Annotated in this window: 20 protein-coding genes and 1 other annotated feature; of the genes, 4 read left to right on the forward strand and 16 right to left on the reverse strand. The window is 42.5% G+C overall.

Translation table 11 applies throughout. From position 1 onward, the window contains the following. Positions 1–58: 58 nt before the first annotated feature. The 10 genes from ABT997_RS01700 to trpX form a co-directional block, all read right to left on the reverse strand. Positions 59–1,273, reverse strand: a complete 1,215-nt coding sequence (locus tag ABT997_RS01700) for an ABC transporter permease (RefSeq protein ID WP_350018587.1) — start codon at positions 1,271–1,273, stop codon at positions 59–61. Further along, positions 1,270–2,163 carry an ABC transporter ATP-binding protein gene (locus ABT997_RS01705; protein ID WP_070466251.1) on the reverse strand — a complete coding sequence of 298 codons (894 nt, stop codon included), beginning with the start codon at positions 2,161–2,163 and terminating at the stop codon, positions 1,270–1,272. The genes ABT997_RS01700 and ABT997_RS01705 overlap by 4 nt, the downstream gene beginning before the upstream one ends. Positions 2,164–2,174: 11 nt before the next feature. Further along, positions 2,175–2,960, reverse strand: a complete 786-nt coding sequence (locus ABT997_RS01710) for a DUF3169 family protein (RefSeq protein WP_350018588.1) — start codon at positions 2,958–2,960, stop codon at positions 2,175–2,177. Between the two features lie 2 nt (positions 2,961–2,962). Continuing rightward, on the reverse strand, positions 2,963–3,172 hold the full coding sequence (locus ABT997_RS01715; protein WP_003002675.1) for a helix-turn-helix transcriptional regulator: 210 nt from the start codon (positions 3,170–3,172) through the stop codon (positions 2,963–2,965). Positions 3,173–3,185: 13 nt separating this feature from the next. Next, the gene (locus tag ABT997_RS01720) at positions 3,186–3,494 is read right to left on the reverse strand and encodes a hypothetical protein (RefSeq protein WP_061455075.1); all 309 of its coding nucleotides are present in this window, start codon (positions 3,492–3,494) and stop codon (positions 3,186–3,188) included. Between the two features lie 234 nt (positions 3,495–3,728). Further along, positions 3,729–6,134, reverse strand: coding sequence for a phenylalanine--tRNA ligase subunit beta (gene pheT / locus ABT997_RS01725; protein ID WP_350018589.1), 2,406 nt, complete (start codon positions 6,132–6,134; stop codon positions 3,729–3,731). 172 nt (positions 6,135–6,306) lie between these two features. Continuing rightward, positions 6,307–6,822 (reverse strand): GNAT family N-acetyltransferase, encoded by a 516-nt coding sequence (locus ABT997_RS01730; protein WP_048691034.1) that lies wholly within the window; start codon positions 6,820–6,822, stop codon positions 6,307–6,309. Between the two features lie 2 nt (positions 6,823–6,824). Next, positions 6,825–7,871, reverse strand: a complete 1,047-nt coding sequence (gene pheS, locus ABT997_RS01735; protein ID WP_048691032.1) for a phenylalanine--tRNA ligase subunit alpha — start codon at positions 7,869–7,871, stop codon at positions 6,825–6,827. A gap of 313 nt (positions 7,872–8,184) precedes the next feature. Continuing rightward, entirely contained in the window at positions 8,185–8,604 is a 420-nt protein-coding gene (locus tag ABT997_RS01740; RefSeq protein WP_048714892.1) for a hypothetical protein, read from the reverse strand. A 123-nt stretch (positions 8,605–8,727) separates the two neighbouring features. Next, complete coding sequence (gene trpX, locus ABT997_RS01745; protein WP_048714894.1) at positions 8,728–9,732, reverse strand: tryptophan ABC transporter substrate-binding protein; 1,005 nt, start codon at positions 9,730–9,732, stop codon at positions 8,728–8,730. 130 nt (positions 9,733–9,862) lie between these two features. After that, positions 9,863–10,097: a binding site (T-box leader), on the reverse strand. Positions 10,098–10,276: 179 nt separating this feature from the next. On the opposite strand from trpX, the gene ABT997_RS01750 reads away from it, so the two are divergent. Continuing rightward, positions 10,277–11,938, forward strand: coding sequence for an Rqc2 family fibronectin-binding protein (locus ABT997_RS01750; protein ID WP_350018590.1), 1,662 nt, complete (start codon positions 10,277–10,279; stop codon positions 11,936–11,938). Between the two features lie 35 nt (positions 11,939–11,973). Here ABT997_RS01750 and budA read toward each other — a convergent pair whose 3' ends face one another. The 3 genes from budA to ABT997_RS01765 form a co-directional block, all read right to left on the reverse strand. Continuing rightward, on the reverse strand, positions 11,974–12,690 hold the full coding sequence (gene budA / locus ABT997_RS01755; RefSeq protein WP_048714898.1) for an acetolactate decarboxylase: 717 nt from the start codon (positions 12,688–12,690) through the stop codon (positions 11,974–11,976). 149 nt (positions 12,691–12,839) lie between these two features. Continuing rightward, positions 12,840–14,078: a tetratricopeptide repeat protein gene (locus ABT997_RS01760; protein ID WP_350018591.1), complete on the reverse strand. Its 1,239-nt coding sequence runs from the start codon at positions 14,076–14,078 to the stop codon at positions 12,840–12,842. Then, the gene (locus tag ABT997_RS01765; RefSeq protein WP_350018592.1) at positions 14,068–15,237 is read right to left on the reverse strand and encodes an AI-2E family transporter; all 1,170 of its coding nucleotides are present in this window, start codon (positions 15,235–15,237) and stop codon (positions 14,068–14,070) included. The genes ABT997_RS01760 and ABT997_RS01765 overlap by 11 nt, the downstream gene beginning before the upstream one ends. Positions 15,238–15,412: 175 nt before the next feature. Between ABT997_RS01765 and ABT997_RS01770 the strand changes: the two genes are divergently transcribed. Together ABT997_RS01770 and ABT997_RS01775 are read left to right on the forward strand one after the other, a co-directional pair. Continuing rightward, complete coding sequence (locus ABT997_RS01770) at positions 15,413–16,423, forward strand: lactonase family protein (RefSeq protein WP_042361161.1); 1,011 nt, start codon at positions 15,413–15,415, stop codon at positions 16,421–16,423. A 76-nt stretch (positions 16,424–16,499) separates the two neighbouring features. Next, positions 16,500–16,685, forward strand: coding sequence for a hypothetical protein (locus ABT997_RS01775; RefSeq protein WP_023023803.1), 186 nt, complete (start codon positions 16,500–16,502; stop codon positions 16,683–16,685). A 103-nt stretch (positions 16,686–16,788) separates the two neighbouring features. Here the strand turns inward: ABT997_RS01775 and eno are convergent, their stop codons facing one another. Continuing rightward, on the reverse strand, positions 16,789–18,093 hold the full coding sequence (eno, locus tag ABT997_RS01780) for a surface-displayed alpha-enolase (protein ID WP_048691017.1): 1,305 nt from the start codon (positions 18,091–18,093) through the stop codon (positions 16,789–16,791). A gap of 186 nt (positions 18,094–18,279) precedes the next feature. On the opposite strand from eno, the gene ABT997_RS01785 reads away from it, so the two are divergent. Beyond that, entirely contained in the window at positions 18,280–18,723 is a 444-nt protein-coding gene (locus ABT997_RS01785) for a DUF1694 domain-containing protein (protein WP_154853371.1), read from the forward strand. Between the two features lie 59 nt (positions 18,724–18,782). Here ABT997_RS01785 and ABT997_RS01790 read toward each other — a convergent pair whose 3' ends face one another. Beyond that, positions 18,783–19,901, reverse strand: coding sequence for a glycerate kinase (locus tag ABT997_RS01790; RefSeq protein ID WP_350018593.1), 1,119 nt, complete (start codon positions 19,899–19,901; stop codon positions 18,783–18,785). A 91-nt stretch (positions 19,902–19,992) separates the two neighbouring features. Further along, a complete protein-coding gene (gene ezrA / locus ABT997_RS01795; protein WP_006595947.1) occupies positions 19,993–21,717 on the reverse strand; it encodes a septation ring formation regulator EzrA in 1,725 nt (574 codons plus the stop codon). Positions 21,718–21,757 lie beyond the last annotated feature (40 nt).

The raw sequence follows: 21,757 nt of genomic DNA on the forward strand, positions 1-21,757 counted from the left end.
CTTGCAAAAGTCAATTTGCAATCAAAAAGCCCTCAGCTGTAACTGAGAGCTTGTTTGATTAGCGATAGCTAAGAGCACGTTTGATGGTCTTCCATGGTCCGAGGTCATCGGTCTGAAGGATCAGGCTGGCATAGATACGGGCGATGAGCACTGTTCCCACGATGGTAAAGAGAACCGCAATTCCCAATGAAGCCCAAGATTCAAGACCAGTCGCATAGCCATTAATGGTACGGAAAGGCATGAAGAAGGTTGAAATGAATGGAATGTAGGAACCGATCTTCAATAAGAAGACATCACCGGCACTTCCCAAGGTGGTTACCCCAAAGAAGCTAAAGAGGACTAACATCATCAGTGGCGAAATCGCTTTTCCTGAATCTTCAGGTCGTGCTACTGTGGAGCCTAAGAAGGCAGAGAGCACCACATACATAAAGACCCCAAGGATAATGAAGAAGACGGTATTGAGCGAGATCGCTTCTGCTAGGTGTTGGGTAATTGGAGAGTTTGGAGCGAGAAAATCCTTGACAACAGGGATATCTGCTCTAAAGATCCAAACAGCTACTAGCCCAACTACATAGACAAAAATATGGGTAATAATCACACCGAAGAGTCCGAGCATGCGTGCGAAGAAATAGTCGGTTGCTTTGATACTAGAGAAGACCACTTCCATGATCTTGGTTCCTTTTTCACTGGCCACTTCTTGGGCTGTGATACCAGAGTAGAACATCAAAATCATATAAAGCAGCATTCCTAGAGCACCTGCAACCATGGTTTGCACCATTTTCAAGCCTTCTTTTTTCTCATCAATCTTTTCTTTCAGAGAAACCTGTTGAGACAAGGCTGTCAGTTGTTCTTTGCTTAGATTGGCACGCGCTAGATTGATTCCTTGTTGGACTTGGCTTAATTTCGCAGTGACAAGGGATTTCAATCCCATTTTCATGGCTTGGTCGCCCACATAAGTAGCTTCTAGCTGGCCATCTTTTTCATCGACCGTTAAGTAAGCAGCTGCTTTCTCATCCTTGATGGCTTTTTTAGCTGCAGCTTCATCTTTGTAGTCTAAGGTCAAGCCATCGGTTCCTTTGAGGCTTTCTTTGACAGCTGGCACTTCTGTCACCAAGGCCACCTGGTTTTTGGCTTCTGTAGAAGAACCCGTCAGATAACTGATTCCAATGCTCAATCCTAAAAAGAGGAAGGGACCGAAGACCATGAAGAGGAAACTCCATGATTTTACTTGTCTGATATAGGTTTCTTTCATTACGACAAACATCTGTTTCATACTTCTACTCCTGATTCAAGTTTAAAGATCTCATCAATGGTTGGGGCTTGGTGGTCAAAGGTTGCTAGGTAGTGGCCCTTGGTCAAGTGGTCAAATAATTCTGGACCAGCTGACGCATCATCCAAGATCAACTTCCAAGTCCCTTGCTTGGTCATGCTGACCTTGGTCACGTGTGGCAGAGCTTCTAGCTCTTCTTTGCTAAAGTCGTTAGAGACAAAGAGGCGAGTCTTGCCATAGCTATTCCGGACCTCTTGGACAGGCCCTGAAAGGACAACCGAACCATCACGGATCATTAGGATATCATCACACAATTCTTCGACGTTGGTCATGACGTGGTCAGAAAAGATAATGGTTGCCCCACGCTCTTTTTCTTCAAAGATGACCTGCTTGAGCACTTCTGTATTGACCGGATCCAAGCCACTAAATGGTTCATCTAAAATGATCAATTTAGGCTCATGGATCAAGGTGATGATCAGTTGCACCTTCTGTTGGTTCCCTTTTGAGAGACTCTTGATCTTATCGGTCAATTTCCCTTTTACTTGGAGTTTTTCCATCCAAATCGGTAATTTTTCCTTAACCTCGGCGGTGCTCATTCCTTTTAAGGCAGCCAAATAGCGGACCTGCTCGTAGATGGTCAACTTAGGCATGAGACTCCGCTCTTCTGGCAAATAGCCAATTTCCTTGTAGGTCTCTTGGGTAATCGCTTTGCCACCTAGGCGAATCTCACCGCTGTAGTCCAAAAAGCGCAAGATACTGTGGAAAATAGTTGTTTTCCCTGCCCCATTTTTCCCAACTAAGCCAAGGATATGACCTTGTTGAGCTGTCAGATCCACTCCGAAGAGAACCTGTTTATTCCCAAAGCTTTTTTCTAAATTTCTAATTTCTAACATGGATGACTCCTTTACTCTTTATAATAACGTTTGGTAATTTTGTATTGTGAAATAAGGATATAAATATAGAGAATGGATACGACGAACAAAGCTAAGAGGATATCCGTTTTGAAGGCAACTCCAATGAGGAGGAGAGCAAGGAGAAGGCTCGGCAAGATATAATTGCTTAACTTAATCACCACTTCGAAATTTTCCTCGTAGTTTATCTGTTTTTCTGCCTCATCCATCATACTCATCATAAATTCACGCATTTCCTTGGCATCGGCATTGCGGGGAATCGGTTTCCCGTAAACCAAGTTAAAGGTCTTACGATAGAAGATACCCACTAGGAAAAATAGGACAATCAAGGCAAGAAAAAGATAGAGCATGGTAAAAGGTCCAAAGATAAAAGCCGCAGGTTTATCCAAATACACCAATTGAATATAAAAGATGATAATAAAAAAGTATGGCAAGATCATGATTCCTTTAAAGATGGTCGCTAACCCATACAGTTTTTCCTTCTGGATATCATAGTGATAAGCTTCATCCTCGTCTTCTATATGGAGAATCTTGTAATGAAGTATACTTACCCGCATCAATAGGACCATCGTGATCATAAACACGACCAAGAATAAAACTACTGAGCCCAAAAGGAGCATCTCTTTACTAAAGAAGGATTGGATTTCTAGGGGCTTTTTGGATCCAAACATCACTGTCAAAAATCCGATGACTCCTCCGATCAAAAAGGAAACTGTGATGATTCCCACATTTCTCCAAAAACGGTAACGATCAGATCGTTCTTGTTGTCGCTTTTTCACTTTTATTCTTCTCCCTCTACTAGACTAAATACATTCTCCACCGGTTCCTTGAAAATCTGGGCGATGGTGATGGCAATGATAACCGAAGGGGTGTATTCCCCCCGCTCCAAGAGACTGATGGACTGGCGCGAGACCCCTGCTAGCTTAGCTAGCTCGGATTGGTTGAGCCCATCACGCGCCCTCAGCTCTTTCAGTCGATTTTTTAAGATCATGGCTTTCGCCCCCTTATAGTTGAATACCTTGAATATCTTCGATGCGAACTAATTTTGTCTCTCTTTGTTGTTTATTATTCACACGAGTCAGTTTGACCCAATCTTCGTCGATATCCAAAATTTCATACTCGAACCCAACACCACTCACTGTAACAGTGGCCGTTTGACCTTTCAATTCTTCTAAAATTCTAGACATGTCTTGATTTCCTTTCACTTGTTTTTCTAATCGTCTAATGCGTTTGTTCAACCTTTTAATCTTCTTTTCTGAGCTCGCATAAACCATAATCAGAAAAGGGATAAAAAGAATCCATATGGCTCCCATAAGAAACCTCCCCTTCTTTCAACTAAAATCATTGTAACACTTCTTTTTCTTTTTGACAAGTATGTTTGTCAAAAAAATAAAAATATTTGTCAAAAATAGAAAGATGGTTGACATGGATATTTTGAGTTCTTAAAGGAATTTCTTTATTTTTATAGGGTTTCAAGGCCTATAACTTGCAAATCCTGTAAGAAAAAAACAGCTGAGAAATTCTCAACTGTTTCATATTTTTACGATTTAACGCACTTCTGCGTCTACTTTTTCTTCAAGTGATGCTTGGATTTTTTCCATGTAGCGTGCGACTTCTTCGTCGGTCAAGCTATCTTCTGGATTTTGGAAGGTCAAGCTATAAGCCATGGACTTCATTCCGATACCCAGTTTTTCACCTGAGAAGACGTCAAAGAGTTTGATATCTGTCAAACGTTTCACGCCTGCAGCTTGGATGGCATCGACCACTTCTTGGTGAGTCACTTCTTCTTTGAGGAGAAGGGCGATATCACGGCTGACCGCTGGGAACTTCGTAATTTCCACAAATGGAGCAGCTGGTTGAAGGGCTGCTTCGATAGCTGAAAGGTTAAGCTCAGCCACATAAGTCTCTGGAATATCATAAGCCTTAGCCGTCACAGGGTGTACTTGACCGAGGAAACCAAGAACTTGATTACCGAGTAAAATCAAGGCTGTACGTCCTGGATGGAGACTAGCGATTTCAGAGGTTGCTGTATAAGTCACTTCAAGACCCAAGCGAGCAAATAGGGCTTCCAAGATTCCCTTAGCATAGAAGAAATCAACTGGAACAGCTGGAGTCTGGAAGTCTTTTTCAGCGACTAAACCTGTCAAAGCAAAGGCAAAGCTGTTGATCTCATTTGGCAAGTCTTCTTTTGGATTACCCGTTTGCTCGAAGACTTTTCCAATCTCGTAGAGAGCCAAGTCTTTGTTCTTACGTGCAACGTTGTAGGCAACTGTATCAAGGATACCAGAAACCATATTTTGACGGAGAACTGAGCGGTCCACGGTCATTGGCCACATGAGCTCTGTTAAATTACTTGGGGCAGTTGTAAACTCAACGGCTTTTTCAGGAGTTGTCAGAGCGTAGGTAATGATTTCAGTCAAACCAGCTCCTTCAGCAATCGTCCGAACTTGACGACGGAGTTTTTGTGTCGCAGTCAATTCACCTGCTGTCCCATCGTCTTTTGGAAGACTGGTTGGCAAGCGGTCATAACCATAGATACGAGCGATTTCTTCAAAGAGGTCCGCTTCGATGGTAATATCCCAACGACGACGTGGAACGCTTACTGTGAAGCTGTCAGCATTTCCAGAAAGGCCAAAGCCAAGACGACGGAATACATCTTCTACATCCGCGTAAGAAAGTTCTGTACCAAGGACACGGTTGACGTCTGCAAGGGTTGAAGAAACTTCTACATCAGAAGTATCCAATTGACCTGCTGAAACAATACCTTTACGAACAGTTGCTCCTGCAAGTTCAGCAATCATGCTCGCTGCCGCATCAAGGGCTTCATTGACTGTTGCCACATTGATGCCTTTTTCAAAGCGAGAAGATGATTCAGAACGAAGGTTGAGACGACCACTAGTCTTACGGATAGATTTGCCATTGAAGACAGCAGCTTCAAGGACTACACGACTAGACTTTTCAGAGATTTCTGTAGCCTGACCACCCATGACGCCTGCAAGGGCAACTGGTTTGTCAGCGACCGTAATCACGAGGTCTGACTCCGCCAACTCACGCTCTTCACCATCCAAGGTTACTAATTTTTCACCCGCACGCGCTTCTCGGACACGGATGTCGTTTCCTTCAAAGGTATCCAAATCAAAGGCATGCATCGGTTGACCAAAGTAAAGCAGGATGTAGTTGGTCACGTCAACCACATTATTGATCGGACGGATACCTTCGTTCATAAGGAGGTTTTGCAACCATTGTGGACTTGGTGCGATGGTTACGTTGTCCAAGATACGAGCTGCATAATAAGGAGCCTTGTCTGTGTCAATGCTGACAGAAAGAGCATCCGCTGCAGCTTGGTCTGTTTCTGTTAAACTGAATTCCTTAAAGTTGACTACCTTGTCATAAATCGCTGCTACTTCGTGCGCTACCCCACGCATAGAAAGAGCGTCTGCACGGTTTGGAGTGATGGAAAGTTCGATAATTTCATCATCCAAGTCGAGGTAAGAGAAGACTTCTTCTCCTGGAACAGCATCTTGAGGCAAGATTTGGATTCCATCTGCAAATTCTTTGGGTACAACGGAGTCAGAAATCCCTAATTCACCAAGGGAACAGATCATTCCGAGAGATTCCAAACCACGGATTTTCCCTTTTTTTATCTTGTAGTTGTCCGCGATGCGAGCACCTGGAAGAGCTACCATGACCTTGATGCCAGCGCGAACATTTGGTGCTCCACAGACGATTTGACGGGCTTCTTCTTCACCCACATTGACTTGGCAGACATGCAAGTGTGTTTCTGGCACATCTTCACAAGACAAGACTTCTCCGACGACAATTTTTGAGAGACCGGCAGCTGGTGATGCCACACCTTCTACTTCGATCCCTGTGGTTGACATTTTTTCAGCCAACTCTTGTGATGGCACATCAATGTCCACCAATTCTTTTAACCATTTATAACTAACTAACATATGTAAGATACCAAGGGCCAAGCAGAAATCTAGTTATCTTTCCTAGATCTCCATCCACCCTCGTTTTGATCCTTTCATTTTGTGTTTTCCAGCTCGAGGCTAGCTTAGGAAGGTCTAATAACCTCCCCTTCTCTAGAATGGAAGCTTCCAATTCTGAGACTTCTTGTCCATTCTAGATCAATTTCTTTCTCAACAACCAGTCTGTATCCACGGTATCTCCGGTAACATACTGGTGTTCACTAAATCGTTCAAAACCAAAGCGATAGTAAAAATCTTGCGCCTTAAAGTTGCGTTCCCAGACACCTAGCCAGGCCCACTCAAAGCCCCGGCTCTTGGCTTGATCCAGCGCAAAGATAAACATTTCCTTGCCAAAACCAGCCCCATGAAATTCCTTTTTGACATAGATCCGTTGGATCTCAAAGGACTTGTCCATCTCTACTGGCTCCGTCTGTGCTTGCCCCCAATTGATCTTGAGAAAACCACAGATTTCTTGTTCTTCATTGAGGACAAAATAGATTTCAGATTCTGGATCTAGCAGATCCTTCTCGATTTGCTCCAAAGAGAGCACGGTAGAGAAGTACTCTTCCAAGTCTTCCTCAACAATATAGGGACCAAAGGTCTCCCGATAGGTTTCCACCTCTAGGTCACGTAAGGTCTGTAATTGATCGATTTTTACTCTAACTAACATGATTATTTAAACTGTTCTGAGAAGCGAACATCTCCTTGATAAAAGCCACGGATATCATTGATTCCATAACGAAGCATGGCTACACGCTCCTGACCAAGTCCAAAGGCGAATCCTGAATAGACTGTCGAATCAATGCCACTCATCTCGAGCACGCGTGGGTGAACCATACCGGCCCCCATGATTTCGATCCAACCTGTCTTCTTACATACATTACATCCCGCTCCACCACATTTGAAGCAAGATACATCGACCTCAACGGATGGCTCGGTGAATGGGAAGTAAGAAGGACGCAGACGGATTTGACGTTCTGCACCAAACATCTTTTGCACGATCAACTGAAGCGTTCCTTGAAGGTCCGCCATAGAAATGTTCTTCCCAACAACCAAGCCTTCGATCTGATGGAACTGGTGGCTGTGGGTCGCATCATCTGTATCCCGACGGAAAACACGGCCTGGAGAAATCATTTTCAAAGGTCCCTTGCTAAAGTCATGCGCATCCATTGCACGCGCCTGAACTGGTGATGTGTGGGTCCGAAGCAAGATTTCTTCTGTGATATAGAAGGTATCCTGCATATCACGAGCTGGGTGATCCTTTGGCAAGTTCATGCGTTCAAAGTTGTAGTAGTCTTTTTCGACTTCAAAGCCATCTACAACTTGGTAGCCCATCCCGATAAAGATATCTTCGATTTCTTCACTGGTTTGGGTCAAGACATGGCGATGACCAACTGCGACTGGACGTCCCGGAAGGGTCACATCGATACTCTCACTAGCTAATTTGGCTTGGACTTTCTTTTCTTCCAAGAGCTTAGCTGTTTCTTCAAAGGCAGCCGTCAAAACATCACGGGCTTCATTAACGTGTTTCCCGATGACCGGACGCATCTCAGCAGAGACATCTTTCATCCCTTTGAGGATCTCGGTTAGAGAGCCTTTCTTCCCAAGGACAGAGACGCGTAGCTCTTGCATCTCTTTTTTATTTTCAGCAGAGATCTGCTTCAAGGCTGCCAGCGTTTCTTCTCGAAGCGCTTTTAGTTGTTCTTCAATCGTTGACATATTTCCTCCATCATGGTCCTCACTCAGACATAGAAAAAACCACGCGCCACATCCATATTCGGAGCGTTGACACGCGGTACCATCCGTTTTTTATCTGAAACTCAGACCTTAATTTCTAAATCCTTGCGCAAGTGAATTCACTCAGCTTTCATGCAAAGAGCTTTCAGTCACGGCTCTTCTCCCTGTTGCACTTCCCTTGAGGTACTAGTCTTGCAGATTTCTATTCAATTACTATCTAGTTTAGCAGATTTTTAGTTAAAAAACAAGTTAGATGAGACTAATTTCAATAGACAAAGAAACAAGACCCAGGGCATTATTTATTTGCCTTGTCTGTTTCATCTGCTTTCCTTTTCAATAGAAGAGTTGCTGCTTGGTTAAAACCATCACACCAGTTATACCATTTTGCTTCATACTCATCTTGAGGTAAGATACGATGTTTTAAATCCAAAACAGAGGATATCTTTCTTTCCTCACAAGCTTGCGCATAGAGATGATAAATTTCATCACCACCATCTTTATCAAACTCAGCAGAAATCGTATCCCGACCTGCCAATAAAGACTGATAAGCCCTGTGATGCCCGTTTGTAATCAAGAAGCAATTTCCAAACGCAAGAATACTAATTGGATCCACATTGATGATTTCCGCCGATTGATCAAGCATCTGGATATCATGTAACTTCTTTTCTGATAAATATAGTTGGGTCGGATGAAGATCTGTTATTTTGATTTTCAATTCTTTCTCCTCTACCAAGAGTAAAATAAGCTGGTCCTGGGCACTGGTGAACATTTTTAAAGGTCAGGATTTAAAGACCTGCCAAAGCCAAATTCCTCTGCCGTTCTTGTTATCCGTTTGTTTTTATTCGATGACTTGTCCAGCTTCTTTCAAGACAGATTCTGGAATGGTAATGCCTAATTCTTCTGCCACTTTTTTGTTGATGACAGATTTACCATCTGTGAAGATTTCGACTGGTGTATCACCTGGTTTTTGACCTTTCAAGATTTTCGCAGCCATTTTACCAGTTGCCACTCCAAGATCGTGTTGATCGACAACGACTGAGCCTAAACCACCAGCTTCGACCATGGCTGTCGCACTTGGGAAGATTGGTTTTTTAGCTGTTTTGTTTGCTTCGACTACCGTTGAGAAGGCTGAAGCGATGGTGTTGTCAATTGGAACCCAGATAGCATCCACTTTACCAGTCATGACAGAAACCGTTGAAGCAATTTCATTTGTAGAAGGGACTGAATAAGGAACCACCTTGTAGCCTGCTTTTTCAGCCAATTTTGTAAATTCTTCTACTTGCGTTTTAGAATTATCTTCACTGGTTGAGTAAAGGACACCGATTGTTTTCACGTTTGGAGTCAACTCTTTGATCAATTTCAACTGTTGTTCCGTTGGGTTGTGGTCAGATACTCCTGTGATATTGCCACCTGGTTTTTTCAAATCTTTGACCAAGTTAGCGCCGACTGGGTCTGTGATAGCACCCATGACGATTGGTTTGTCCTTGGTTGCACTAGCCAAACCTTGAGCAGATGGGGTTGCGATTCCGATCAAAACGTCGTTGTTGTTTTGGACCAATTGCTTACTCATGGTAGCAACCTTGTTTTGGTCCCCTTCTGCATTGAGGAATTCAATCTCAATCTTGTCCTTGTCATAGCCTTCTTCAGCCAAGCCATCTTGAATCCCCTTGTAGATTTCGTCTAGCGATGGGTGGCTGACCAACTGCAAGACACCGACTTTTACCTTTTTAGTTCCATCTGCTTTATTAGCTTCATTTTTATTGTTTAACATTGGATAGACTACTGCTACTAAAATAATAGCTAGCAAAGCACCAATCATTCCCAATACACGTTTGTTTTTCATTTTCTTTACCTCAATTATTTATTTTTTCGTTTTTTCGCATCTTTGTTAAAGACTGAGTCGCCATCGTTTCTTCATCTTCTTTTCTCCCTTCTTTTTGAAACAAAAACACGCCCACACATAGCTATAGCTATGTGAGGACGTGTCATCGCGGTGCCACCTCACTTATGGGAAAATGGATATACTCCTCCCATGTCTCTGTCTTGTCTAGCAACAAGTTGCACGATAAGGTGTGCCGACCGAATTTTTATTGTTTCAAATTCATCTCATCATTAGTCCAATTTCATAAATGTCCACTACCCACTTCCACCAACCGTGAGCTCTCTATTAAATTTTCATTTATTACTTTTCTAATTGAATCCATTGTAAATGTTTCCGTAAGCCTTGTCAATACTTTTTTATGTTTTTTTTGAAAACGTTCGTCATTTCCTGAAATTCATTTTCTAACGGATGCTTTTACAAGGATTGAAAACCGCCTTCTTACTGGGTTTTCAGGCACTTTTTTGATATAATTTACTAGAATTAGTCTAGAATGTTGAGGAACCCCATGTCTTTTGATGGATTTTTTTTACACCATATGGTGAATGAATTACAAAGCGAACTCCTAAATGGTCGCATCCAAAAAATTAACCAACCCTTTGAACAAGAGTTGGTTTTACAAATTCGTAGCAATCGCAAGAATCAAAAACTCTTGCTGTCTTCCCACTCTGTTTTTGGTCGGATCCAACGGACTCAGACCAATTTTGAGAATCCTGCCTTCCCTAATACCTTTATCATGGTCATGCGCAAGTATCTCCAAGGGGCAGTCATTGAGCAGATCCAGCAACTGGAGAATGACCGTATTTTAGAAATTGCCGTCTCCAATAAAAATGAGATTGGGGATGATATATCTGTAACCCTGATTATTGAAATCATGGGTAAGCACAGCAATATCATTCTTCTGGACAAGGCAACTGGAAAAATCATCGAAGCAATCAAGCATGTGGGCTTCTCACAAAATAGCTACCGGACCATTCTCCCTGGATCAACCTATGTAGCTCCTCCAAAAACCGAAGCGGTCAACCCCTTTACCATTAAAGACGAAGCCTTATTCGCCTTTCTTCACCGAGAAGAGTTGACACCTAAAAACCTTCAAACCCATTTCCAGGGTCTTGGTCGAGATACTGCTCAAGAATTGGCCAGTCGATTAGAAAGCGGAGAAAAATTAAAAACCTTCCGAGCATTCTTTGAAGCTCCAACAGATCCCCGTCTAACGAAAAAATCTTTTGCTGCTCTCGCTTATGCAGATAGCCAGGAGGAGACCTTTGAAACCTTATCAGATCTACTCGACCACTACTACTTGGACAAGGCTGAGCGCGACCGGGTCCAACAACAAGCTGGGGAACTAATCCGCAAGGTGGATAATGAGCTAGAAAAGAACCGGAAAAAATTGGCCAAACAGGAAGCCGAACTAGCAGCGACAGAAAATGCCGAAGAATTCCGTCAAAAAGGCGAACTACTCACTACCTTCCTCCATCAAGTCCCAAATGATCAAGACCAGGTCACCTTGGACAACTACTATACCAACCAGCCTATTACCATTGCTTTGGATAAGGCCTTGACCCCCAGTCAAAATGCTCAACGCTACTTCAAGCGTTACCAGAAGCTAAAAGAAGCCGTCAAACATTTGACCTCTCTCATCCAGGAAACCAAGGAAACTATCTCCTACCTAGAGACGGTCGAGACCGCTCTGGCCCAAGCCAGCCTTTCTGAAGTAGCCGAGATTCGCGAAGAGCTGATCCAAACAGGCTTTATCAAACGACGCAACCGAGAAAAGATCCACAAACGGAAAAAACCAGAGAAGTACTTAGCATCAGATGGCAAGACCATTATTCTGGTCGGCCGGAACAATCTTCAAAACGAAGAATTGACCTTCAAAATGGCTAAAAAGGACGAACTCTGGTTCCACGCTAAGGATATTCCAGGTAGTCACGTGGTCATTACAGGTAACCTCAACCCTTCAGATGAGGTCAAAACCGATGCAGCTGAGCTTGCAGCCTATTTCTCTAAGGGACGCCTGTCCAATCTGGTCCAAGTCGACATGATTGAAACAAAAAAACTCAACAAACCGACCGGAGGAAAACCTGGATTTGTAACCTATACCGGTCAGAAAACCCTACGGGTCACCCCTGAAGAAGAAAAGATCAAATCTATGCGCATCAATGAGTAATAAAAAGGGCTGAGAATCATCTCAGCCCTTTTGTTTTATTCTGATTTGTGGATATCCTCTTTGACCTGGTCAACGTTGAACTTGGCAAAGAGATACTGGCGGTCCTGGACAGGAAAGCGTTGGTCCAATTGATCAATGGCTCCAACTTCGACGATGCCCTCTTTGATGACAAAATCCATAACATGTCCTCCAAAGGTATGGTCATCTGAGATAAAGTGAAGGTGATAGCCTGCTACACTGACCCCATGAAACATCTCTGGCGTCCAAAAACCAACAATGGTTCCTGTAACATTTTCTCGTGTAAATTCTGGCTGATGGGTTGCTACATCTGCAAACTTGGTCTCCGAAGTTGATTTGGGAATCATGCGCACATGCATTTTGGCGAAATCACCGTGAATCTTGATGGAACGAAACAAATTTTCGCCATCGTAATAAGATTCAATGCGAGCCTCTAACTCCTCATCTGTCATTTCAAAGCGTTGTCGAAAAATCACTTCGGCCTGGTGGGGAACAATGGCTGCATAGGGGACAGTCGCATCTGAAGATACTTCCACAATCTCTGGTTCCTCTCCTGAACCCTTAGCTTGATAAGCCTTACCATCTAAGACAATCAATTCGCCATCGATTGAGTCCAGGGTCCCAATTCCTAAATCTCCATGCTCTAGTAATTCTTTAACCGTAAAGGATCCTCCATAGAGACCAGCCATCAAAGCCCCCAAGGTATTGTATTGAAACAATTTCACCGGTTCCATTATCTTCTCCCTCATTCATCTTGTCTTCTTTTTAGCCCTTCCAGTATACCATATTCTCAAGGACAATAACAGAAAGACTGATTAAAAAAGAGCGGGACCGAACCATGATACAAACTTGTTCTGATTCCCGCCCTTCAAGGGTCAAGTAGTTAATCTTCTAACAGGCTCTCATAGAAAGCTTGCATTTGCCCATCATCTGGGACTAGCTGCAAATAGCCTTCTGCCACTTCCCGGGCTCTTGCGATATTCCCCAACTCTCTCAAGAGGTAACTATAGCTTTCTAAGTACTCTGGATTTTCTTTCAAATCTGGGTAGAGCTCTTCATAGATCGGAGCCGCTTTTTCAACCTCTTCGAGTGCTACCAAGGCACGAGCGATATTCCAACGGGTGACGACATTTTCCACTTCCACTTCTTGCCATTCAAGGACGTCTTCATAACGTTCCTGTTCCAGATAAAGAGTTGTCAGACGAAGGGCGATATCTTCAAGATCCTCAGCAACTTCTTTGGCTTCTAACAAATACTTCTCTGCTTTTTCTGGCTGGTGCAACTCGTAGGCCAATTGGGAGGCTAGAAGGAGGAGATAAGCGTCAAAAGGATTCTTTTGGATTCCTTGCTCTGCTATTGCTAACGCTGTTTCTCGGTCATTTTCAGCTTGAAGAGCCAAGGCATAGCCGTATTCATACCCTTCAAAGTCTGGCGACAGTGTATCAATCTGCTTGAAGTAGATCAGAGAACGTTGATACTCTTCTCGGTCAGAGAGAAGGGTTGCCAATTCATAGGCAATCTGGTCATCAAACTCAATTTCCAAGGCCTTTTCTAAAAACTCAATAGCAGACTCAAACCGACCCAGATTCGCATAAGCATAGCCAATCCGCTGGTATGTGGAAATGCCCGTTTCTTCTAAAATGAGACGGTTGTCTAACTGAGCATACTCTTGAATGGCTTCTTGGTAATTTTCAAGTTCTAAATCAATCTCTGCCAAGCCTAGTTGAATAATAGGGTCATCTGAAAGAGTCGCTGCTTCCATCAGTTTTTCTCGAGCCACATCTGCCAAGCCCTCACTTTGGTAGAGGTCTGCCTTGACTAAGAGACTGGCTAGATACCATTCCGAACTTTCCGGGATTTCTTCCAAATAAGCAAAGGCTTCTTCCATTAGTCCATCTTCCGCTACGATAGTGGCTAGACTCAGATAGACCTCTGGATAATCATCTCTCAGATGCAAGTAGGTTTGCTTGGCTTCTGGGTAAAAACCAATACTTTCAAAATATTGTCCCAATTCTAACAAGGTAGCTGGATCATCTTCTAGCAAAGCCTTATCCAAATAAGCTGGCAGACGATCTAGCTCTTGTTTCTCAATTGCTTCTAGAATTTTTTGACTATTCTTCACTTTGAATTTCCTCAACTTCGTCCTTTTCGTACAAACCACTGACCTCTTTATACCATTCAAATAGAGCACTGATGACTACTTTAGCCGAAGCATAAACCGGGATTCCTAAGAAGACTCCCCAGATTCCAAACATAGAGCCAGAAGTAATCAATACAAACAGAATCGTGATTGGGTGGATATTGAGCTGACTCCCCAAGACAAGTGGGGAAACGAAACGTCCCTCGATTGTTTGCTCAACAATAAAGACAATGACGACTTTGACAAACATCTCTGGTCCTGCCACCAACCCCAAGACTAAGGCTGGGAGCATGGCCAAGAAGCTGCCCAAGTATGGTATCAAGTTCAAAAAGCCAGCGGTTACACCGAGTGTCACAGCGTAACGAAGCCCAATGATCTTAAGCAGAAGAATAAACATTAAAGCTACGATGATAGCAACAGTAATCTGACCTCTGACATAATTAGCCAATTGTGTATTGACATCAGACAGTACTTTGTCTGCAGATTTACGAATCTTGGTTGGCAAGAAACGGATGATTTGCCCTTTTAAGTTCTTTCCATCTCTCAAAAGATAGAAGACGATAAAAGGCATAATAATCAAAGCGATAATGACCTGAGAGGCGACAGTAATCAGATTGCTGACCCAGCTGACTGCTCGGGCGGAAAAAGAACTCGCCCAACTGGTAATATTCTGCGACAATTGGCTGGTCCATTCATCCAGCTGAGGCTTGATTTCTGGCGACACTTTGTTGTCTAAGACATCATCGATGGTCCTATTGGCCTTTTCCAAGTAATCTGGCAGGTTCTTCATAAAACTAAGAACTTGATGTTGAATAGCTGGAATAGCGACAGCCAAGCCCCATAAAATGAGAAGCGCGATCAAAATAAAGACGATGGAAATTGCAATGATCCGTTTGACTCGGTGCCTTTCCAAAAAGTCCACGATTGGATTTAACAAATAATAGAGGAGCCCTGAAATAATGACTGGTAGCATGACTGCTGCTCCAAACTCTAACAGGGGTGTAAAAATAAAACTAATCTTGCTGAGAACTAAAATATTCAATCCCATCAGTAAGGTTACTAGAAAAACAGTAATGGCTTTATTATCTACAAACCATTTAAAAAACCAGGATAAACTAAAATCTTTTTCTTTATGTTCCACGGGAATCTCCTTCGTTTTCAATCTGTCTTTATTTTAGCATTTTTAGTCCATAATTTCACGATATAGCTGAAATGTGAGCTTTTTTTTAATGCTTAGCTTGTCAATCCTTCACCTAATCGTTTTCCATCCCCTTCTTTTCTGATATAATGGAGCTATCAACAAAGTCGAGGTGCATGTGATGCAAGATATTTATTTCGGAACCTATACCAAACGAGACTCTAAAGGAATTTATAAGGCTTCCTTCGATGAAAGAACTGGTCAACTTAGCGACTTAGAACTAGTTGCTCAAGAGCCAAACCCAACCTATCTCGCTTTTTCAAAAGCTGGTTTCTTATACAGTGTGGGTGCGGAGCAAGGTCTTGGCGGCATTGCAAGCTTTAGTCCTGATCACCAGTTAATCAATCATGTGGTCGAGGAAGGGGCGCCCCTCTGTTATGTCTCTGTTGATGAGGCGCGTGGCTTGGTCTATGGAGCTAACTACCACAAGGGACAAGTCCTCTCATATCGCATCCATGAAGATGGTCATTTAACCTTTGTCGACCAAGCGACTCATCAGGGTTCTGGACCTCACGAAAACCAAGCGAGTCCCCATGTACATTATGCAGATCTCACTCCCGATAAGCTACTCATCACTTGTGATTTGGGTACCGATCAAGTAGTGGTCTATCAAGTCGATGATCTTGGTAAACTAACGAAGACTCAAACCTATCAAACAGCTCCAGGTGCTGGTCCACGTCATATCATTTTCCACTCTCATTACAAGACCGCCTACCTCATTAACGAATTAAACGCTACCATCGATGTCCTTTTCTATGACGGACTTGGCTACTTTGAACATTTCCAAACCATCTCAACCCTACCTAAAGAGTATGAAGGTCAAAAATGGGCCGCTGCTATTCGCCTCTCAGAGGATGGGAAATTCCTCTATGCCTCAAATCGTGCCCATAACTCCATTGCAGTTTATGAAATCTTGGCAGATGGTAGCTTAGTGCTTCTGGAAATCGTTCCAACCAATGGACTCAATCCACGTGATTTCATTCTTAGTCCGGACCAAGAATATCTCATTGCAGTTCATCAAGATTCAGACAATGCCACTGTTTTTAAACGCGATAAAACGAGTGGTAGATTGACTGAATTAAGCCATGATTTCCACGTACCAGAGGCGGTTTGTGTCCTCTTCAACTAACAATCAAAACGCTTGCTAGTTTGGTTAAAAAGTGATTAAATAGTGATATTAATAAATAGTTTATAGGAGAAAACTCATGAACCCAATGGATTTATTTAACCAAGTCAAAGAAATGATCGAAAAGAAAGATTTCGATGCTGCTAAAAAATTTATCGATGACAACAAGGATAACCTTGGTGACTACTTAGAACAAGCAAAAGCTCTTGTTGCTGGAAACGATCTAGTGAGCGGTGCTGTTGATAAAATCAAAGGCTTATTCTAATCCCTAAAATTCTCAACTACTTGGTTGAGGATTTTTTGTTTAGCTCGATAGCAAAAAAAATCCTTGAGAAAACTCAAGGATCTTTTTAGTCTAGTAAACTAGCTTATTTTTTCAAGTTGTAGAATGATTTCAATCCACGGTATTCAGCTACTTCACCAAGTTGATCTTCGATACGAAGCAATTGATTGTATTTAGCGATACGGTCTGTACGTGAAAGTGAACCAGTCTTGATTTGTCCTGCGTTTGTTGCAACTGCGATGTCAGCGATTGTTGAATCTTCAGTTTCACCTGAACGGTGTGATACAACGGCAGTGTAACCAGCTTCTTTAGCCATTTCGATAGCATCGAATGTTTCAGTAAGAGTACCGATTTGGTTAACTTTGATAAGGATTGAGTTAGCTGCTCCTTCTGCGATACCCTTTTCAAGGTATGAAGTGTTTGTTACGAAGAAGTCGTCACCAACCAATTGAACTTTTCCACCAAGACGTTCAGTAAGAGCTTTCCATCCGTCCCAGTCATTTTCATCCATACCATCTTCGATAGTGATGATTGGGTATTTGTTAACCAATTCTTCAAGGTAGTCGATTTGTTCTGCAGCAGTACGTACAGCAGCGCCTTCACCTTCGAATTTAGTGTAGTCGTAGACTTTACGTTCTTTATCGTAGAATTCTGATGATGCACAGTCAAACCCGATGAATACGTCTTTACCTGGTACATATCCAGCAGCTTCGATCGCAGCAAGGATAGTTTCAACACCATCTTCAGTTCCTTCGAAACGAGGAGCGAATCCACCTTCGTCACCTACGGCAGTTTCCAAACCACGTGATTTAAGGATTTTCTTAAGAGCGTGGAAGATTTCAGCACCGTAACGAAGAGCTTCTTTAAATGTAGGTGCACCAACTGGCAAGATCATAAACTCTTGGAAAGCGATTGGAGCATCTGAGTGAGAACCACCGTTGATGATGTTCATCATTGGAGTTGGAAGAACTTTAGTGTTGAATCCACCAAGGTAGCTGTAAAGTGGGATTTCAAGGTAGTCAGCAGCAGCACGAGCTACAGCGATAGACACACCAAGGATTGCGTTCGCACCCAATTTACCTTTGTTAGGAGTACCGTCAAGAGCGATCATTGCACGGTCAATAGCTTGTTGATCACGAACATCGTAACCGATGATTGCTTCAGCAATGATGTTGTTTACATTGTCAACAGCTTTTTGAGTTCCAAGACCACCGTAACGAGATTTGTCACCGTCGCGAAGTTCAACTGCTTCGTGTTCACCAGTAGAAGCTCCAGATGGAACCATACCACGTCCGAAAGCACCTGATTCAGTATAAACTTCTACTTCAAGTGTTGGGTTACCGCGTGAGTCTAGGACTTCGCGAGCGTAAACATCAGTAATAATTGACATTTCTTACTCTCCTTTGAGTTTAAATTTTTTACACCTCTATGATACCTTAAAAATACGCGTTTTTCAAGAAAAAACGTTATCTTTGTGCAGATTTTCCTTAACTTTATCAAGAAATCGCTTTCTTTTTGTTTGGAACAGCCTTTATTCGTTTGGCATTTTCAACCTAAAGTATGATATACTATTCTTATGACTGATCTATCTAAAGAAATTATGGAAAAGGCTAACGGTGGCCTAAAATTAAATCCTGATGAACAGCGTCGCTTTCTAGGTACATTTGAAGAGCGCGTTCTAGGATATGCCGATTTAAAAACAAGCAATAGTCCTCAGCTTCAGAAGGGCTTTTTGAAGGTGCTGAAAAGCTTGAATGAACAAGCTAACCCTCTCTTTGTAAAGATCTCTCCAAATGTTGATTCTAGCGTCCAGTTGAGCTATCTAAAACAAGCAAAAGAATTTGGTTGCCAGGCTACAATTGTTTCGGAGGAACACGACTCCTCTCCTTTTGGGCTCGTGATTCATACAGATGCACCAGTGACCACTACTGACAAGGACCTCCGAACTGCTTTTTCGGATCTCTGGGAGGAAGAAAAGAAACCGAGCAAACCTTCTCTTTGGAAGAAATGGTTTGGTTGATCATGACTGTCCCCTAGGCATTTATATCAATAGCAAAAGATTACATAGAAAAAAGCGGTTTAACCGCTTTTTTCTATGCTTAATAGATTTCCAATATTTCTAGCTGTAAAGAGAAGATTTTCCCTTGCGTTCTTCAGAAGTTGGTCTAAACTATCAGGGTGTTTCGTTATGGAAAAAGCTCCGACTATATTTTCAAATGGGAGACTTGGTAAATCATCTGCAAGACTTCCACAAATAGCTATGACAGGGATTCCCTTTGGGGTTCGTCTCGCAACCCCTATCGGAGCTTTCCCGGATAGACTCTGATGGTCCAGTCGTCCTTCACCGACAATGACCATGTCTGCATTGGCTACTTTGGAGTCAAAGTCGATCAAATCTAAACAGCTATCAATCCCTGATACCAGCCTCGCTTGCGCGAAGGCACAAAGACCCGCAGCAAGACCTCCACCAGCTCCCATCCCTGCTTGAGTCAAAATACTTGGACAGTGCTTTTCGTAAAAGCTGTAAATAGCTTGATCCACTTGCTCAAACATATTGGGACTGAGCCCCTTTTGTTTTCCAAAAATATAGGTCGCACCATTTAGTCCACATAAGGGATTGGAAACATCTGCTAAGATCTGTATCTGGACATTGTCTGGGATCTTGAACGCTTCCTCTTTACGGATGGAATCCCATTCTAAAAGACTTTGTCCACAGGCCTTTAATTCTCTTCCTACTCTATCATAGAATTGGTAACCTAGACCTGCTGCAAGTCCCAGGCCCCCATCATTGGTCGCGGTTCCTCCAACCCCGATATAAATCTCCTTTTTCCCCTGTTTGATTAAAAAACAAATCAGTTCACCAATTCCTCGGGTCTCTAGGTCAAGTGGACGGCGTTGATCAACTGGAATTTTTCCTAAACCGATCAAGTCGGCTACTTCAAAGAGAGCCAAAGAATCCTTCTCCATATACCGCATTTCTACCGGCTCTCCAAATGGACCTGTGACAAGGGTAAAAGTTTCCTTCAATCCCAATGAGTAGCTGATGGCATCCACTGTCCCTTCCCCACCATCTCCAACAGGACAGGTGACCGGTTCTACATGGAGGAGAGACTGACGCAAGCCTTCTGCAATAATTTCCGCTACATCTTTCGCAGGTAAGCTTTCTTTGAATGAATCTGGAGCAATTAAAACTTTCATGGACTCATCTCCTTTTTCTATCCTTCCCTTTCCCATCACAGCTTCATTTCCATAAAAAAACATCCAGGAATATTCTCCTGGATGTTTTAGATTAGAATCGGATGGATTCTCTTGTTTTTTCAAATGAGGTAACAAATCTCTCTGTTACTCCTGGTTCAACTGTTTCCAATGCTTCTGAAATGACTTTGAATGAAGCAGGATAGTCATACTCTTTTTCAAAGATGTACAAGGCTTCATCAAACGCTGCTTGGACATGATCGTCGAATGAACGATAGCGATTTGAGTATTGAAGCAACTGCTCTGTTAGAGTAGCATATTGTACTAATTTGTAAGTTTCTTCCTCTAACTCTGTCATATCGTTGGTCAAAATATCCAGGAGACGGTTGGCGTTTTCAATATTGACACGACGACCTTCTAACTCAGCCAAGAGAGCTTCTGTGTTATCACTTGCAGTGAAGAAGATAGTAAGGAAGGATTGAGGGATTCCAGGTAAGTTACGCTTATCCATGTAACGCTTAATGGCATGTAAACGGTTGGCGTAGATATTTACCTTTTGACGAGCATTTGTGTCGTCTTTCTCAATCTTAGACAAGGTTTCGCTCAAAGCAATTTGATCATCTTCAATCTCTTTCAGACGTTCTTCAATCGCTTCTAACTCTTCTTGAAGGATAGAGTAGGCTTTTTGAGTTTCAGATGTATCCTTCAAGGCATCTTCTACAACGAGCTCTTGAGCTGTTAATTCAGCTTCTAACTCCTTCAAATGATTTTCCTTAAGTTCTTTGCTTTCAAATGTTTTGCTGAGACGTTCAACTTCTTCTGCTAAACGCTTGTTATTTTCCTTCGCATGGGCAAGGTAACCTGGTAAGGCTTTGACCAATTTTTCAACAACTTTGTGTGATTCAATTTCACGAGTGAAAATATCATACAAGGCGTTGATTTCTTCTTGAATCTGCTCATTTTCATAGAGCGCATTATCTAATTCAAGAGCAGCAACATTTTGCAGGTTGGCTTTCAAAGCTGCATGCAATTGTTGGAAACGTGCTTCCAAATCAGTCTCTGTAAAATGATAACCAGATTCCAAAAGTTTACGATGACCAGCTTCTAAATCTTCCAATTGATCAGGAAGAGTTGTTTGGACATCCTTCACAATTGCAGGAACTTTTTCAACAATGTGAGTCAAGGCTACAATATGGTTTTCTGCTGTGTCAAGAATTTCAGCAGCTTCAACAGGGTCACCTGATGAATTCAAGGTTACAAATTTTGAAAACTCAACTTGAATATTTTCAGCTTGCTTCTCGATTTCGGGAAGTGCTGGGCCGTATGCGTCTGGATCAGAAGCTACTTGTCTTTGCAAGTTTTCAAACATATCCAAGGCATGAACAACCCGACCGCTATTCTTTTCTTCTTTTTCTTTTAATTCAGATAAAGCTTGACGGATGGCCTTGATATCTTCATCAATCAATTGAACCTGACTCTCAATATTTCCAATTGCTTGCTTGGCTTTTAAAAAGCGGAAAGAATTGTTGTAGCCTTCTGCTTCAAAGAGGTTGTTCTCGATATCAGCAAAAGAATTGAGGGATAGGTCCACCCATTTTTGATTCCATTCACGAAATGCAACTTGACTTTGACCAATCAAATGCATATTCTTCACTTCTTCTACTTCATCATTTACCGGAAGGTTATACAACTGTTCTTTTCGTTCTTCCAGAGATGCCAGTAAGGCTTCGTTACGCTTTCTCAATAAGACTGCCACTACATATCCTAAAACCAAGAGGACCCCAATGACAATAATGAGAATAATTAGTCCACTAGACATATAAAAACTCCTTCATTAAATTACTTGAAAGTAATCGTAG

Source organism: Streptococcus australis (genome assembly GCF_040226615.1).
GTDB lineage: Bacteria > Bacillota > Bacilli > Lactobacillales > Streptococcaceae > Streptococcus > Streptococcus australis_E.